This is a genomic window from Nonomuraea longicatena, assembly GCF_039525605.1.
Taxonomy (GTDB): domain Bacteria; phylum Actinomycetota; class Actinomycetes; order Streptosporangiales; family Streptosporangiaceae; genus Nonomuraea; species Nonomuraea longicatena.
The window spans coordinates 23461-38837 of the sequence record NZ_BAAAHQ010000015.1 but is presented as its reverse complement, the minus strand read 5'-3'; the positions used below and the strand labels follow the sequence as shown (position 1 = coordinate 38837).

Genomic DNA, 15377 nt, shown 5'->3' with positions numbered 1-15377 from the left:
GTTCCGGTGACAAGCACGACCCGCGAGGAGCGCACGGAGAGGCCGTAAGGTGGTGCGGTGGGCGGCGGTTCGTGGGGCTTTGCCGTAAAAGAGCTGGATCGCCCGTGACGGAGAGAACCGGCGGAGAGAGAAGCATGCGCGTTGTTTTCAGGAAGTACGACGGTTCGCTGCACTGGCACCACGAGGCCCTGCTGCTGGGTGAGGACGAGCACGGCGTCTGGGCCGGGTGCCACGCCGGAGCCGAGGGCGCCAAGGGTGACGGTCCGCCCGTGACCTGGCCCACGCCGTTCGTGATGCTCTTCCCGCGCGAAGCCTGGTGGGTGGCGCTGTTCAACACCGAGGAGCACTCCTCCGCCCTCTACGTGGACGTCACCACGGTCCCCGAATGGCAGGACGACGAGGTGAGCATGGTCGACCTCGACCTGGACGTGGTGAAGCGGCAGACCGGCGAGGTCTACCTGGACGACGTGGACGAGTTCTCCGAGCACCAGCACCGCTACGGCTACCCGCCGGACGTGGTCACCATGGCGGAGGAGACCGCCCGCATGCTGATGCGCGCCGTGGCCGACGGCGCCACCCCGTTCGACGGCTTCACCCACACCCGCTGGCTGGCCGAGGTGTGCTGACACCTCACGAAGGGCGCACCAGCCCCGCCTCGTAGGCGGCGATGACGAGCTGGGCGCGGTCGCGGGCGCCCAGTTTGGTGAGCAGCCGCCCGATGTGCGTCTTGACGGTCGCCAGGCTGAGATGCAGGTGGGCGGCGAGTTCGGCGTTGGACAGGCCCCGGGCGATGAGGGTGAGCACCTCGCGTTCGCGGCCGGTGACGCCCTCCAGCCCGCGCACCACCGGGGCCGAGGGCGTGCGGGCGAACTCCTCGATCAGCCGCCGCGTCACCGTGGGCGCCAGCAGCGCCTCCCCCGCCGCCACCACCCGGATCGCCGCCAGCAGGTCGCCGGGGCGGGTGTCCTTGAGCAGGAAGCCGCTGGCCCCCGCGCGCAACGCGGAGTAGACGTAGGCGTCGAGGTCGAACATGGTCACGATGAGCACCCGGGCGTCGCCGCCGATGCGGCGGGTGGCCTCGATGCCGTCCATGCCCGGCATCCGCACGTCCATGAGCACCACGTCGGGGCGCTCGCTCCTGGTGAGGGCGACGGCCTGCGCGCCGTCCTCGGCCTCGGCGACGACGGCCAGGTCGGGTTCGGACTCGACGAGCACCCGGAAGCTGCCCCGCAACAGCGCCTGGTCGTCGGCGATGAGCACCCTGATCACGGCGACCCCCCGTACGGCAGGACCGCCGCCACCCGGAAGCCCCGGGGGCCCGGCCCGGCCTCGAAGGTGCCGCCGTACATCATGACCCGCTCCCTCATCCCGATCAGCCCGTGCCCGGTGCCGGTGCCGGGCAGGCTGCGGCGGCCGGGGCCGTCGTCGAGCACCTCGACGCGCACGCACCCGCCGTCGTCCTCGACCGTCACCTGCGACGCGGCCGGGGCGGCGTGCTTGACCACGTTCGTGAGCGCCTCCTGGACGATGCGGTAGACCGACAGCCCGACGCCGGGCGGGACCCGGCCGAGGTCGCCGACCCGGAGCCGCACCTCGACGCCGCCGAGCCTGGCCCGTTCGGCGAGTTCGGCGAGGCCGTCGAGGCCGGGCGCCGGGCCGAGGTCGGGCGCCTCGGCCGAACGCAGCACGCCGAGCAGTTGCCGCATCTCGGTCATCGCGTCGCGGCTGGCGTCCTCGATCACGCTGAGCGCGTCGCGGGCCTCCTGCGGCCTGCTGGCGATCACGTGGTTGGCCACGCTCGCCTTGACCGCGATCAGCCCGACGCTGTGGGCGACCACATCGTGGAGCTCGCGGGCGATGCGCAACCGCTCCTCCGCGACGGCCTGCTGGGCCAGCCGCTCGGCGTCGCGGGCGGCGAAGGCCCGCCGCTCGCGCACCACGAGCCCGATGACGTAGGAGCACATGACGGCCGCCAGGCCCATCATGACGGCGCCGTCGGCCTGGCGGACCACGGGCGCCGAGACGCCGAACATGCTGACGAACAGCACCGCGATCAGCACGCCCATCACGACGTAGTCGACGCGCACCCGCCGCTTCGAGGCCACCGCCACCAGGTAGATCGCGTACGCGGGGGCGCCGAACGCGCCGGTGACGACCCCGCCCCAGGTGAGCACGCAGGCGACGGCGAAGGTCGCCGCGAACACCGTGCGCGGCCACCGGCGGCGTACGGCCAGCGGCGCGGCCAGCGCGAGCACCCAGCCCGCCCGGGTGAGACCGGCCTCGCTCAGGTAGACCAGGACGAACGCCCATGCGGCCAGGCAGTCGAGCCCGACGAGCTGGGCGCGGCCGAGCCGCTTGGCGAACAGGTCCACCCGCAGACGGTACCCGGCCCGCCGGGCGGGCCGCGTCATACCTGGGTCTGACGGAGCCTGGCCCGATGTGCGGGACCGGGCCGAGGGCCCAGCCTGGAGGCGTGATCGAGCTCAGAAACCTCACCAAGCGCTACGGCGACACGCTCGCCGTCGACGACCTGTCCTTCCGGGTGGAGCCCGGCCGGGTGACGGGATTCCTCGGCCCCAACGGCGCGGGCAAGTCCACGACCATGCGCATGGTGCTCGGCCTGGACACGCCCACCTCGGGCGAGGCACTGGTCGACGGCGGCAGGTACGTGGACCTGCCGCGCCCGCTGACCCGGGTGGGCGCACTGCTGGACGCGGGCGCCGTCCACCTGGGCCGCAGCGCCTACAACCACCTGCTGGCCCTGGCGCTCAGCAACGACCTGCCGGAGACGCGCGTCGCCGAGGTGCTGGAGCAGGTGGGGCTCGCGGGGGTGGCGCGCAGGAAGGCGGGCGGATTCTCGCTCGGCATGAAGCAGCGCCTCGGCATCGCCGCCGCGCTGCTCGGCGACCCCGGCGTGCTGATGTTCGACGAGCCGGTCAACGGCCTCGACCCGGACGGCGTGCGCTGGATCAGGCACCTGATGCGCGGCCTCGCGGGCGAGGGCCGGACGATCCTGCTGTCGAGCCACCTGATGAGCGAGATGGCGCTCACCGCCGACCACATCGTGATCGTCGGCAGGGGGCGGCTGGTCGTCCAGGCCACCGTGAGCGAGCTGACCGAGCGCTACCCCTCTCTGGAGGAGGCCTACCTGGAGCTCACCGCCGCAAGCCTTGAGTACGGAGCCAACCGGTGAGGGCGGCGCTGTCGGCCGAGTGGGTGAAGATGCGCTCGGTGCCCGCCACCGCCCAGGCGGTCGGCGTGGCGACGCTGACGATCGTCCTCGGCCTGGTCTGGACGCTGTACGTCGCGGACGTCGCCGAAGACCGGGGCCGCGCGGTCAGCGCGATGGCGCCGGAACTGGGATTCCTGCCGCTGGTGCAGATCAGCATGGCCGTCCTGGGCGTACTGGCGATCACCCCCGAGTACGCCGGCGGCCAGATCAGGAGCACCCTGGCTGCGGTCCCGAGCCGCGGACGGCTGGTGCTGGCCAAGGCCGTCGCCGTCGGCGGCGTGACGCTGGCGACCGGCACGGTGGTGATCCTGGCCACGTACACGGTGGGCCGGGTCCTCGCCGGTGACGGCCTGGTCGACTACCGCAGCGACGGCCTGCACACCGTCGCCGGCCCGGTGCTGTCGGTCGCGGTGCTGGCGCTGGCCGGGCTCGGCCTCGGCCTGGCCACCCGCTCGACGGCGGGCGGCATCGTCACGGTCGCCGGGCTGCTGTTCGTGCTGCCCGGCATCGCCGCCTATCTGCCGGAGCCGTGGAACGAGCGGCTGTCGGCCGTCCTGATCCGGGACCTGACCTCGGCCGTCGGCGGCGACGGCACACTGCCGCCGTGGGCGGCGGTGCTCGCCCTGCTCGCCTACGCCGTGATCCCGCTCGCGGCCGGCCACCACCTGATGCGGAGGAGGGACGTATGAGCGTGCTGGCCTCGGAGTGGGTGAAGATCCGCTCGATCAGGTCCGGCTACGTGAGCATCGGCGCCGGACTCGCCGCCCTGGCCGTCGGCGCCCTCATCGCCTGGTCGGCCATCGCCATGTACGACACGGCCACCCCGTCGATGCGGCGCAGTGCCAGCATCGCCGAGGTGGAGGAGGTCGTGGTCATGCTGCCGCAGCTCAGCATGGGCATCCTCGGTGTGCTCACCTGGGTCTCCGACCGGGTGCTGCGCACCAGCCTGACCCTGGTGCCCAGACGCCTGCCGGTGCTCACGGCGAAGGCCGTCGTGGTGGCGGCGCTCGGGCTGGCCGTCGGCGTGGTGACGGTGTTCGGGACGTTCTTCCTCGTGCACCTGATGCTCGACGGCCGCTACCCCGTCGCCACGTTCGCCGAGCGCTGGCCGACGCTGGCCGTCACCGGCCTGTCCGTGATGGTGTACGCGCTGCTCGGGCTGGGGCTCGGCGCGGTGCTGCGCAGGACGGGCGCGGCCGTGGCGGTGCTCGCCGGGCTCGTGTACGTGCTGCCGATGCTGTTCAACCAGTTGCCCGCACCCTGGAACGAGCGGGTCAACTCGGTGATGATCGCGGCGCTGCCCCGGCAGATCTCCGGCGCCAGCCTGGAGAACTCCGTGTTCGGCGACATACTGCCGCCGGTCGTGGCGGCGCTGGTGCTGGCCGCGTACGCGGTGGTGCCGCTGCTCGCGGGGGCGTGGCTGCTGCGCCGCAGGGACGCGTGAGGGGTACGGCCGCCCGGCCGTACCCCTCACGGTCAGACCTCCACGATGACCGGGATGATCATCGGCCGGCGGCGGTAGGTGTCGCTCACCCAGCGCCCCACCGTGCGCCGGACCACCCGGCGGATCTCCTGCATGTCCACGACCCCGTCGGCCGCCTTGGCCTCCAGGGCGCGCTCGATCTGCGGGATGAACTGCTCGAACTGCGCCGGATCGATGCCGGAGCCGCGCGCGTGGATCTCGGGACCGGCCGTCAGCTTGCCGGTCTGCGAGTCGACCACCACCACGACGGAGATGAAGCCCTCGTCGCCGAGGATGCGGCGGTCCTTCAGCGAGGTGTCGGTGATCTCGCCGACGGAGGTGCCGTCCACGTACACGTACCCGGCGTGCACGGCGCCGGCGATCTGGGCGCGGCCGTCGACCAGGTCGACGACGACGCCGTCCTCGGCGATCACGATGTGGTCGTCGGGGACGCCCGTGAGCGAGGCCAGCCTGGCGTGCGCCCGCAGGTGCCGCCACTCGCCGTGGACCGGCATGAAGTTGGACGGCCGGGTCAGGTTGAGCACGTACAGCAGCTCACCGGCGGCGGCGTGGCCGGAGACGTGCACCTTGGCGTTGCCCTTGTGCACCACCCGGGCGCCCCACCGGGTCAGCCCGTTGATCACCTTGTTGACGGCGGTCTCGTTGCCCGGTACCAGCGAACTGGCCAGCAGCACCGTGTCGCCCTCCGCGATGCGGATCGGGTGGTCGCGGTTGGCCATCCGCGACAGCGCCGCCATCGGCTCGCCCTGGGAGCCGGTGCAGATGAGCACGACGTCCTCCGGCGGCCACTCCTCGATGTCGCGGGAGTCGACGATGAGGTCGGGGGGCACGTTCAGGTAGCCGAGGTCGCGGGCGATGCCCATGTTGCGCAGCATCGAGCGGCCGACCAGCGCCACCTTGCGGCCGTACTTCGCCGCGGCGTCCATCACCTGCTGCACGCGGTGCACGTGGGAGGCGAAGCTCGCCACGATCACCCGCTGGCCGGAGGTGCGGATGACCTCGTCGACGACCGGGCCGATCTCGCGTTCGCTGGTGACGAAGCCCGGCACCTCGGCGTTGGTCGAGTCGGACATCAGCAGGTCGACGCCCTCGGCGCCGAGCCTGGCGAAGCCGCCGAGGTCGGTGAGCCGCCCGTCGCTGGGCAACTGGTCCATCTTGAAGTCGCCGGTGTGCAGCACCAGCCCCGCCGGGGTGCGGATGGCGACCGCGAGCGCGTCGGGGATCGAGTGGTTGACGGCGAGGAACTCGCACTCGAAGGGGCCGAAGCGGTCGCGCTGGCCCTCCACCACCTCGATCTTCGCCGGCTGGATGCGGTGCTCGGTGAGCTTGGCCTCGATGAAGGCCAGCGTCAGCCTGGACCCGACGAGCGGGATGTCGCGCCGCTCGCGCAGAAGGTACGGCACGGCGCCGATGTGGTCCTCGTGGCCGTGCGTCAGGATGAGCGCCTCGACGTCGTCGAGGCGATCCCTGATGTACTCGAAGTCGGGCAGGATCAGATCGACGCCCGGCTGGTCGGGCTCGGGGAACAGTACCCCGCAGTCGACGATCAGCAGCCGCCCGTCGTACTCGAAGACGGCCATGTTGCGGCCGATCTCGCCGAGGCCGCCCAGCGCGACGATGCGCAGGCCGCCGTCGGCCAGCGGCTGAGGCGGCGCGAGATCCGGATGCGGATGACTCATGAGCCACCCGCCCTGTTCGTTAGTGTTCGCAAAACTTCCTTGTCCTCCCCGTTCTCACGAGTCTGTCAACTTCACTCCGCCTGCCACGAGGCAGGTACGCAGTTCGGCGAGCTGCCGCTCGTCGGCGTCCACCAGCGGCAGCCGCACCGGCCCCGCGGGCACGCCCGCCAGCCGGAGCGCGGCCTTCGCCATGATCGCGCCCCCGGCGCGCAGCATGATGCCGTCGACCACGGGCAGCAGCCTGCGGTGGATCTCCAAAGCCTCTTGCGGGCGCCCGTCGCGGTGCAGGTGGATCATCTCGGCCAGTTCGGCGCCGACCACGTGGCCGACCACGCTCACGAACCCGGCCGCCCCGACGCTCAGCCAGGGCAGGTTGAGCAGGTCGTCGCCCGAGTAGAAGGCGAGGTCGGTGGCGAGCATCACCTGGCCGGCGGCGAACAGGTCGCCCTTGGCGTCCTTGACGGCGACGATCTGCTCGTGCTGGGCCAGCCGGATCAGCGTCTCGGTCGCGATCGGCACGCCGCTGCGGCCCGGGATGTCGTACAGCATGACCGGCAGCGCGGTGGCGTCGGCCACCTGGGCGAAATGCCGGTAAAGCCCCTCCTGCGGGGGCTTGTTGTAGTACGGCGTGACGACGAGCAGGCCGTGCGCGCCCTCCCTCGCGGCGGCCCTGGCCAGTTCGACGCTGTGGAGGGTGTCGTTGGTGCCCGCCCCGGCGACCACCGTGGCGCGGTCGCCCACGGTTTCGAGCACGGTGGCGAGGATCCGGCGTTTCTCCTCGTCGGTGGTGGTGGGCGACTCGCCGGTGGTTCCGCTGACGATGAGGCCGTCGTTGCGCTGCTCGTCGACCAGGTGGGCGGCGAGGCGGCGCACGCCGGAGTAGTCGACCGTGCCGTCGTGGGCGAACGGGGTGACCATGGCGGTCAGCATGCGGCCGAAGGGTGCGTCGTCGGTTCCAGTAGGCGATGCCATAGTGCGAACGCTACCTGTATTCCAAAAGCCCTAGGACAACGCCACCCCACATTGTCCCTTCTCTTGGCTCTGCCCCATCGTTACAGCCCAGCGCCGCTTTCGCTCTCCGCCGACGGCTCTTGTTCTCTGTCACGGCCCCACCCCGTTCTCTTACGGCTCCACCCCGTTCTCCGTCACGGCTCCGCCCCGGCCCACGCCTCCCGGCCGCTTCCAGCCGACGGCCTCCAAGGCGGTACCCCTCTGACGGCGTCCGTGTGTAACGCCGCCCGGCCGGGCGCCGGGAACCGGCCCAGGGGGCGGCGTGGCGGCGGGAGGAGGTGGGGCGAGGAGCGCCCTGGAGGCCGTTCGCACTGGTCGGGGGGAGGGGTGGGGCGGGGCTTTGCCGTAGCATGGGCGGGGGTTTATCCCGCTGTGGGCGTGGCAGAGGCCGCCGATATGTGCTCGGGGGTACACACATCGGCGGCCTCTACCGGAGAATCGGACACCCTTACGGCGGCGTTACAACCTTTCGCGGACAATTTTCCGCCACCGCAAAGTTGGTACTCCAACACTCGGCGATGACGGTCGGTTACCTGCCGAATACGGCAACATGGGGCAACGCCTCACACGAACCCCAGGGATGCACTAGTGGCCACCTCCGATCCGGTCTACCTGCGCGTCGTCGAAGACATTCGGCGGCAGATCAACGACGGAACTCTCCTCCCGGGCGCGCCCATCCCCTCACGGGCGCAACTCACCCGCAAATACCAGGTCGGCGAGACGGCCGCGCGCCACGCGCTGCGCGTCCTCGCCGCCGAAGGACTCATCATCGGCCGGGTGGGATCCGGTCACTACGTACGAGAACGACCCGACCTCTCCCCCTTGCACCGCTGGCGCCACCTCGAACACCCGTCCCCTTTCGCGGCCGACCTGCAGTCGCAGGGCCGCCGGGTGACCTGGGACTGGCACAGCGAGCGGGCCGAGGCGGGGCCGGAGATCGCCCGGCGGTTGCGCGTGGACGAGTCCGTCACGGTCTCGCGCACGCGGTACGTCTTCCGGGGGGACGGCAAACCGCTGCAGCTCGCGACCTCCTACGAGCCGATCGAGTTCGCCGCGCACTCCGAGGAGGAGCGGCGCACGCTGGCGAGCAGGATGTCCGCCCACGGCGTGAAGATCACCGAGATCGTCGAGAGCGTGCACACCCGGGTGCCGCGCCCGGCCGAGCGGGACGCGCTCGACCTGCCGGGCGGGGTGCACGTGCTGCACGTCGAGCGGACCCACTGGGCGGGCGAACGACCGGTGGAGACCAGCGACATCGTGATCCCGGGTGATCGCTTCCAGGTGGTGTACACCATGCCCGTGTGATTCGCCCGTGTGATTCGCCCGTGTGATCACTCGGACCTCCGGCAACGACGGGACCGTCGCGCTGCGGAACGCCGCCCTCCCCTCAGGCAGGCGGATCCGCCGCGCGGACGGCCGCCGGGTGCCGTCCGCGCCGACGGACGGGGTCCCGACCTCCGCGCCTGTCCGGTCAGGCCTGCCGAGTCACCGTGAACCAGCGAGCGCGGCGAGCAGGTCGCTCTCCCGCTCCACGCTCAGGCCGGCGCGCCTGGGACGGTCGAGCCCCTGAGTACGCTCCCAGTCCAGCGTGTCGGCCACCATGTCCGCCCGGGGCCGGTGAGTGAGGCCGTTGGCCAGGGCCGCCTTCCCCGGCCGGGCGGACCAGCCCTCCCAGCCAGGTTCCACGAGCCACATCGGCAGCGACTCCGGTCCCATGTACTCCGCCACCTCGTTCGCCAGGAGCCAGGAGGACTCGGCCGTGACCACCTGTCCGGTGTGGCCGCCGACGGAGCGGGACAGCGAGATCCACTCGGCGAAGGAGACGATCGGGCCCACCGCGTCGTACGTGCCGGTGCGGCCCCGCTCGGCCGAGTCGAGGAGCCAGGAGGACAGATCCCGCGCGTCGATCGCCTGCGTGGGAGCGTCGGGGGTGTCGGGGACCAGCATCGGGCCGTGCGGGTCACGGGCCGCCCTGGCCGCCCAGTAGCCGGAGCGGCCGCTGGCGTCACCGGGTCCACCGATCAGGCCGGGGCGGGCGATCAGCAGGCGGTCGCCGACGGCCGCCGACGTGGCCTGCTCGCTGGCGACCTTGGCCGGGCCGTACTGGGAAGAGTCGACCTCGTCCTGGTCGATGGCGGGATGCAGCGGGGTGGACTCGTCCGCCCCGATCTGGCCGTGGTCGGCGTAGACGCTGACGGACGAGACATAGGTCCAGTGCGCGGCTCTGGGGGCCAGCGCCTCTAGCGCCCCGCGTACGAAGCCGGGCTGCCACGAAACCTCCAGCACGGCGTCCCAGTCCTGGCCGGCCACCGCGTCGTAGGCCCCGGGCGCCCGCCGGTCGGCCACGACCAGCCGCGCCCCGTCGGTGACCTCACCGCTCTCTCCGCGAGCCAGGCACGTCACCTGATGACCTCGGCCCAGGGCCTGCCGGGCAAGTTCCCGCCCCAACCACGCTGTTCCACCCAAAATAAGTATTTGCATACATATATTCAACCTCGCGGTGACCTGCACTGCGGGCGGGTTCGCTGACGGCACAGCGCCCGGCGATCTGTCGGTGAGAATTGATACAACCCGAGAGTGCGCGTCAAGGACCTACCCGCCCACGAACGGCCCCGCGAACGGCTCCTGTCATCGGGAGCCGCCGCGCTCGCCGACCGCGAACTGCTCGCACTCCTGCTCGGGTCCGGCTTCCGCGGCTCCAGCGCGCTCGACCTCGCCGCCGAGGTCATCAACCTCTGCGGCGACCTGTCGGAAATCGAGAGAGTGGATCCCCATCGCCTGCTGACGGTGCCAGGGGTGGGCCCCGCGAAGGCCGCCCGGGTGACGGCCGCGTTCCAACTGGCGCGGCGGGCCTCGGAGAAGGCGGAGCGGTCGCGGGTGACCGGCTCCGCCGACCTCGCCGACGTGGCGGCCCCGCTCCTGCGCGGCCTCGCCCGCGAACGCCTGGTCCTGGTCGTCTGCGACGCCCGGGGCGCGGTGCTCCGACGTACCGTCCTCAGTGAGGGCGGCTCCGACCACACGGCCTTCCCCGTCCGCGACATCGTGCGGACCGTGCTGACGGCGGGCGGAGCCACGTTCGGCCTCGCCCACAACCACCCGAGCGGCTCCCTCGAACCCAGCGCGGCCGACCGCGCCGCGACGGCGGCCGTGGCCGCCGCGGCCGAGACCGTCGGCCTGCGCCTTCTCGACCATCTCGTCGTCACGGACACCGCGTGGCGCCGCATTGGCGCTCCCGAGCTCTGAATCCCGCCTCGAAGTGCGTCAGAGGCTCGCCCGGACGGCGGCGGCGAGGCGAGCGGCGTCGTTCTCGTCCTGTGCGCCGGAAGTGAGGGGAAGCGCCTCGGCGCCCCGGTAGGCCGCTCGCCCCGGAGCCGGGGCGTCCACGAGACGGATGATCGGCCGGACCGCGTCCTCGGCCCGCTGGCCCAGCAGCGGTCCCAGGATCGCGGTCGCGACCTTCATCCCCGTCCCGACCTCACCGGCGAACCCGGTGCGGACCAGCCGGGCCGGCCCCCAGGTGAGGTAGCCGAGGGCGGGATTCCGCTCGGTGGCGAGGATGCCGAGGACCTCGTTGGCCCGGCGCTGCTGCGCGTTGGACCGCCTGAAGGTGAAGCCGTCGGCCATCTCCAGGTCGTCGAAGTCGATCGCGTCCGCGCGGGCACCCGGGACGGCGGTGTTCACGATCACCGGCCGGTCCGCCGTACGCAGCGACTCGGCGAGTTCGGTGACGAACAGGTACTTACTGAGGAAGAACAGCGACCAGGACGCCTCGCGCCCCTCGGAGGTCACGTACCGCCGCTGCCGAATGTACGAAGCCGCGAGGATCAGGGCGTCGATGCGGTCGTGATCTCGCATCAGCCGGTCGATCGCACGACGGTTGTCCTCGACGAGAGACAGGTCGGCCGCGATGAACCCGGCCCTGGGCCGCGCCGACGGGACCACGCTCGCGAGCAATGCGTCGAACTTCGCACGGCTTCGCCCGATCACCACCACCCGCTCACCTGCGGCCAGATAGTGGCGGGCCAAGGAGGCACCCATCCCGTCGGTGCCTCCGGTGATCACGATCGTCCTCACGCTCCACACTCCTCATATCCGGAACCCATGTTCCAGAACAGCCTAGCGCGATACGGAACACGCGTTCCGAATCGTTACACTGAGGGCATGGCAGAAGCGCGCAAACGACGACGTGACGCCGTGGCGAACAAGGAGCGCATCCTGACGGCCGCGCAAGAGGCGTTCCGGACCCAGGGCCTGTCCGTCGACATGCGCGCGGTCGCGGCATCGGCGGGCGTGGGCGTCGGCACGCTGTACCGACATTTCCCGACCAGGGACGACCTGCTGCAGGCGATCACCGGGGCCGACCTCACCGATCTCGCCGCCACCCGCCTCCCTGCCCAGGGCTCGGCGATCGAGGCCCTGCGCGAGTTCTTCACCGGAACGCTGAACCAGGTCGTCGGCAACAAGGCCGTGATCGACCTGCTCGCGGCCGGAGCACCGTCCGACGCGGAGCTCGAACGATGCCTCGAACACCTGCGAACCGTCGGCCGCGAAGCGCTCGAACGCTCCGCGACCGACCACACCCTGGCCCCGGACGTGACGGCCGACGACCTCGCCTACCAACTGCTCGGCCTCGTCCGCATCGCACAACTCATCCCCGAGCACGAACCGGACATGATCGACCATCACGTCACCCTGGCACTACGCGGCCTGGCCACCTGACCCTCCGAACACGCGAATCACCGCCACGGGCTCTCGTTCATTCGGCGACGTCGTTTGCACCTGCTCCCACCAGCCAAGCAAGCTGACTTCCTCAGCTCTGCTCGGCCGGGCCGAATGATCAGGGGGTCGGCCAGACGCGAGAAGGCGCCCCCAGATTTCTTCCATGGTCGCCGCTCTCTCCCACGATGACTCCTGCGTGCGCGAGCCCGCCTCGCAGCTCCTTCGTATGAACATCAGCCCACCTGCGGCACACAGTTCATAGACGACGGGTTGGCACGGACACGTGGCCTCATACACGCGCACCCCCCTCACTCGGCGTACGGCGAGCTTCCATTCGATCTCGGTGACCACCACCGATGACGAGAGGTGTATGCCGCCGGGGCAGTCTTCGCTCGGGTACACAGAGGAAGAATATGTCTAGTCGTATCTCAGTGTCTAGGTAGACGAGAGCACTCGCCCACCTAGACGGACCATTATGGGAAGGATCGTACCCGAACGTCTATCTTGCGTATGTGCTCGACCATGATGGAGACACTCACCTCTACCTGCAGATCGCCGAGATCCTCAGAAACCGCGTCGCGGAGCTCGACTCCGGACAGCCGGTTCCGAGCGAGGCGGCCATCCAGCAGGAGTTCGGCGTAGCGCGAACGACGGCGCGGCGGGCGATCCACGTGCTTCGCGAAGAGGGCCTCATCTACACCGTCCAAGGCGAGGGCACGTTCGTCGGCCCCGACCAGGCGCCACGCGCGCCACGCAAGATCCCGATTTATCAGCAGATCGCGCAGGACATGGTCGAGGCGATCAAGGCCGGGCGGTACCAGCCGCGCCGGCGCATCCCCGGCGAGACCGCGCTGGTCCAGCAGTACGACGTCGCCCGTGAGACGGCCAGACGTGCCGTCGCGCTCCTCCGCGAGGAGGGCTGGATCTACACGGTCGCCCAGCGCGGCAGCTATGTCACGCCGAAGGAGTCATGGCCAGGCGGGTGACCGCCCCTGCCGTCCAGGTGTTCTGACCGCAGAGGTCGGGAACGGCTAGAACACCGGGATGATGTCCTCGGGGTCGATGGCGTCGACCGCCACGCCGTCCAGGTCGAGTTCCGGGATGGCCGGGAAGGCGATGCCCCAGCGTTCGACGATGGCGCGGATGCGGGCCATCGCCTGCCGCCAGTTCTCCGCCTGCTCCTCGTACGAAAGCACGCCGAGCCCCGCGTCCCGCGCCTTGTCCATGAGGACGCGGTGGTTGGGGAGGAAGTACGGCGGAAGCTCCCAGAACCCCTCCGGCGGCTCCCAGAGGATCATGGACAGGAAGACGAATCCGGCTCGGAGCTGCCGGGTGATGAGCGACTTCACCTCGTCGGTCAGACCCGGCCACTCCTTCTCCAAGATGGTCATGCATATCTGGAGATGTCGGGACTCATCCCGGCCGATGCGGCGGAACATCTCGCCGAACACCGGATGCCCGGTCCCCGACGCCATCCCCCTGAACAGGGTCGAGGCCGCCATCTCCCCCATCATGAAACTCGTGAACAGGACAGGGAGTGAGTACTTGCTCACGGCGGCCGTGTACCCCGTCCAGTAACGGCCGCCGTTGTGGTACAGCCAGCCGATGTTGTTGTGGGCCGCGCGTTCGAGGTCGTCGGCGGGCGTCCAGTCGAGCGGGCCGCCGGGCCAGAGCCGGGCGATCGTCCGCTGGCAGCACTCCTCGTGGTTCATCTCGTCGCGGGTGATGGAGAAGAAGCACTTACGGACCGGATCCTCCTCGTGCTTCTCGAACGCCTGGATGGTCGCGCGGGCGAACACCGCAGGCCCGGAGGCGTCGAAGTTCGCGAGCACCGAGAACCAGTACATGATGCCCAGCCGCTGCTCACGGGTGAAGTCCTCGGGCCGCAGGCCGTCCCACGGCAGGTCGGCCGGGTTCCACAGGGTGGTCTTGGACTTCTGGTAGATCGCGGCGAGTTTCTCCGTCTCGACGCGCCACTCCATGGGGTAGATGTTCGGCTGCGGCACCTCCGGCGCAGGCCAGAACCCACCCTCCGGCACGGTCAGCTCTCCCATACGGCGCCTCCCCGTCCATTCAAGCATCGGGAGTTCCAACTCCGCTCAAAGCCCTACAGCCGGGCCCGCTGACTCACCGCCACACAGACCAGCACCGCGACCGCCGCCGCCACAGTGGCCACTCCGAACCTCTCCCCCATCAGCCCCCACGCCCACACCAGCGTCAGCAACGGCTGCGTCAACTGCGTCTGCCCGGCCCGCGCGATTCCCCCCATCGCCAGCCCGGCGTACCAGGGAATGAACCCCAGGAACATCGACACCAGCCCCACGTACGCGAACCCGGCCACCGCCTCCGCCGACAGCACGACCGGCGTGCTGAGACCCAGCACCACCGTGACCGGAAGCGTCACCGGCAGCGAGAGCACCAGCACGTGCGAGATCACCTGCCACCCGGGCACGCTCCGCGCCCGCCGCCCGCCCTCGGTGTACCCGGCCGCCGCGGCCACCAGCGCCCCCACGAGCAGCAGGTCCGCCCACCCGGCGACGCCCCCGTCGGCCCGGGTGAGAGTGAAGGCCGTGATGGCCAGCGCCCCGGCCGCGCAGGCCGCCCAGAACAGCGGCTGGGGCCGTTCCCCCGCCCGCAGTACGGCACAGGCCGCCGTGGCGGCGGGCAGCAGCCCGATGACGACGGCCGAATGCGCGGTCCCCGCCCCGAGGTCGAGCGCGAGCCCGCTGAGCACCGGGAACCCGAACACCACCCCGACCGAGATGACCGCGTACGACCCCCATTGGGACCGGGGCGGCAGCATCGGCCGCCCGGCGGCTCTGAGGCAGAGCGCGGCGACGAACCCGGCCAGCGCGGCCCGCCCGATGGCCACGAGCCAGGGGTCGAAGCCCCGCATCGCGAAGACGGTGGCGGGAAGGGAGCCGGAGAAGGCGAGCACTCCGAGGAAGGCGAGCGCGGTGCCACGCCCGGCGCGGGGGACCGCTACTCCACCGGCGACGATAGCGCTATTCTCAGATTTCATGACAGACGATAGCAGTATCGCCCAGATCACCGCGATACTGCGCGAGGAGGTGGACCGGCTGCGTCCGGGCGACCGCCTGCCGTCCAGCCGCGAGATCATGCGGCGGCACGGCGTCAGCCCCGTGACGGTGTCGCGGGCGATCGGCAGGCTGACGGCGGAGGGCAGGGTGGTGACGCGGCCGGGCGCGGGCGCGTACGTGGCCGACCGCCCGGCGCGGCACGCCGCCGCCGA

16 protein-coding genes and 1 pseudogene are annotated in these 15377 nt (G+C 71.0%); 9 read left to right on the top strand and 8 right to left on the bottom strand.

Going from position 1 to position 15377, the window contains the following annotated elements; genetic code table 11:
- The first annotated feature begins 134 nt into the window (after positions 1–134).
- Positions 135–626 (top strand): DUF402 domain-containing protein, encoded by a 492-nt coding sequence (locus tag ABD120_RS15725; protein WP_343950618.1) that lies wholly within the window; start codon positions 135–137, stop codon positions 624–626.
- A gap of 4 nt (positions 627–630) precedes the next feature.
- On the opposite strand, the gene ABD120_RS15720 is transcribed toward ABD120_RS15725, so the two are convergent.
- Positions 631–1269, bottom strand: a complete 639-nt coding sequence (locus ABD120_RS15720; protein ID WP_343950617.1) for a response regulator — start codon at positions 1267–1269, stop codon at positions 631–633.
- On the bottom strand, positions 1266–2372 hold the full coding sequence (locus tag ABD120_RS15715) for a sensor histidine kinase (protein ID WP_343950616.1): 1107 nt from the start codon (positions 2370–2372) through the stop codon (positions 1266–1268). The genes ABD120_RS15720 and ABD120_RS15715 overlap by 4 nt, the downstream gene beginning before the upstream one ends.
- A gap of 101 nt (positions 2373–2473) precedes the next feature.
- Here ABD120_RS15715 and ABD120_RS15710 point away from each other — a divergent pair.
- From ABD120_RS15710 to ABD120_RS15700, 3 genes and pseudogenes are all read left to right on the top strand, one after another.
- Positions 2474–3115, top strand: a pseudogene (locus ABD120_RS15710) (ABC transporter ATP-binding protein); the annotation flags it as partial.
- Between the two features lie 74 nt (positions 3116–3189).
- Positions 3190–3921 carry an ABC transporter permease gene (locus tag ABD120_RS15705; RefSeq protein ID WP_343950614.1) on the top strand — a complete coding sequence of 244 codons (732 nt, stop codon included), beginning with the start codon at positions 3190–3192 and terminating at the stop codon, positions 3919–3921.
- Positions 3918–4676, top strand: a complete 759-nt coding sequence (locus ABD120_RS15700) for an ABC transporter permease subunit (protein WP_343950613.1) — start codon at positions 3918–3920, stop codon at positions 4674–4676. Before ABD120_RS15705 ends, ABD120_RS15700 begins: the two co-directional genes overlap by 4 nt.
- 32 nt (positions 4677–4708) lie before the next feature.
- Here the strand turns inward: ABD120_RS15700 and ABD120_RS15695 are convergent, their stop codons facing one another.
- Entirely contained in the window at positions 4709–6394 is a 1686-nt protein-coding gene (locus tag ABD120_RS15695; RefSeq protein WP_343950612.1) for a ribonuclease J, read from the bottom strand.
- Positions 6395–6448: 54 nt separating this feature from the next.
- Complete coding sequence (dapA, locus tag ABD120_RS15690; RefSeq protein WP_343950611.1) at positions 6449–7366, bottom strand: 4-hydroxy-tetrahydrodipicolinate synthase; 918 nt, start codon at positions 7364–7366, stop codon at positions 6449–6451.
- Positions 7367–7993: 627 nt separating this feature from the next.
- Between dapA and ABD120_RS15685 the strand changes: the two genes are divergently transcribed.
- The gene (locus ABD120_RS15685; protein ID WP_343950610.1) at positions 7994–8710 is read left to right on the top strand and encodes a GntR family transcriptional regulator; all 717 of its coding nucleotides are present in this window, start codon (positions 7994–7996) and stop codon (positions 8708–8710) included.
- Positions 8711–8890: 180 nt separating this feature from the next.
- Here the strand turns inward: ABD120_RS15685 and ABD120_RS15680 are convergent, their stop codons facing one another.
- Positions 8891–9808: a Rossmann-fold NAD(P)-binding domain-containing protein gene (locus ABD120_RS15680; protein ID WP_343950609.1), complete on the bottom strand. Its 918-nt coding sequence runs from the start codon at positions 9806–9808 to the stop codon at positions 8891–8893.
- A 174-nt stretch (positions 9809–9982) separates the two neighbouring features.
- Between ABD120_RS15680 and ABD120_RS15675 the strand changes: the two genes are divergently transcribed.
- Complete coding sequence (locus tag ABD120_RS15675; RefSeq protein WP_343950608.1) at positions 9983–10648, top strand: JAB domain-containing protein; 666 nt, start codon at positions 9983–9985, stop codon at positions 10646–10648.
- 18 nt (positions 10649–10666) lie between these two features.
- Here ABD120_RS15675 and ABD120_RS15670 read toward each other — a convergent pair whose 3' ends face one another.
- On the bottom strand, positions 10667–11479 hold the full coding sequence (locus tag ABD120_RS15670; protein WP_343950607.1) for an SDR family NAD(P)-dependent oxidoreductase: 813 nt from the start codon (positions 11477–11479) through the stop codon (positions 10667–10669).
- Between the two features lie 87 nt (positions 11480–11566).
- Between ABD120_RS15670 and ABD120_RS15665 the strand changes: the two genes are divergently transcribed.
- Together ABD120_RS15665 and ABD120_RS15660 are read left to right on the top strand one after the other, a co-directional pair.
- Entirely contained in the window at positions 11567–12124 is a 558-nt protein-coding gene (locus ABD120_RS15665) for a TetR/AcrR family transcriptional regulator (RefSeq protein WP_343950606.1), read from the top strand.
- 512 nt (positions 12125–12636) lie between these two features.
- Positions 12637–13110, top strand: a complete 474-nt coding sequence (locus ABD120_RS15660) for a GntR family transcriptional regulator (protein ID WP_343950605.1) — start codon at positions 12637–12639, stop codon at positions 13108–13110.
- A 45-nt stretch (positions 13111–13155) separates the two neighbouring features.
- Here the strand turns inward: ABD120_RS15660 and ABD120_RS15655 are convergent, their stop codons facing one another.
- Together ABD120_RS15655 and ABD120_RS15650 are read right to left on the bottom strand one after the other, a co-directional pair.
- The gene (locus tag ABD120_RS15655; RefSeq protein WP_343950604.1) at positions 13156–14178 is read right to left on the bottom strand and encodes a hypothetical protein; all 1023 of its coding nucleotides are present in this window, start codon (positions 14176–14178) and stop codon (positions 13156–13158) included.
- Positions 14179–14231: 53 nt separating this feature from the next.
- Positions 14232–15146, bottom strand: coding sequence for a DMT family transporter (locus ABD120_RS15650; RefSeq protein ID WP_343950603.1), 915 nt, complete (start codon positions 15144–15146; stop codon positions 14232–14234).
- On the opposite strand from ABD120_RS15650, the gene ABD120_RS15645 reads away from it, so the two are divergent.
- The coding region (locus tag ABD120_RS15645; RefSeq protein WP_343950602.1) for a GntR family transcriptional regulator at positions 15145–15377 on the top strand (233 nt) is incomplete at its 3' end. The genes ABD120_RS15650 and ABD120_RS15645 overlap by 2 nt on opposite strands.

Coding starts and splice junctions, on each gene's coding strand:
- ABD120_RS15725 (WP_343950618.1), top strand. CDS start 135: ATGCGCGTTGTTTTCAGGAAGTACGACGGTTCGCTGCACTGGCACCAC.
- dapA (WP_343950611.1), bottom strand. CDS start 7,366: ATGGCATCGCCTACTGGAACCGACGACGCACCCTTCGGCCGCATGCTG.
- ABD120_RS15650 (WP_343950603.1), bottom strand. CDS start 15,146: ATGAAATCTGAGAATAGCGCTATCGTCGCCGGTGGAGTAGCGGTCCCC.
- ABD120_RS15700 (WP_343950613.1), top strand. CDS start 3,918: ATGAGCGTGCTGGCCTCGGAGTGGGTGAAGATCCGCTCGATCAGGTCC.
- ABD120_RS15655 (WP_343950604.1), bottom strand. CDS start 14,178: ATGGGAGAGCTGACCGTGCCGGAGGGTGGGTTCTGGCCTGCGCCGGAG.
- ABD120_RS15695 (WP_343950612.1), bottom strand. CDS start 6,394: ATGAGTCATCCGCATCCGGATCTCGCGCCGCCTCAGCCGCTGGCCGAC.
- ABD120_RS15665 (WP_343950606.1), top strand. CDS start 11,567: ATGGCAGAAGCGCGCAAACGACGACGTGACGCCGTGGCGAACAAGGAG.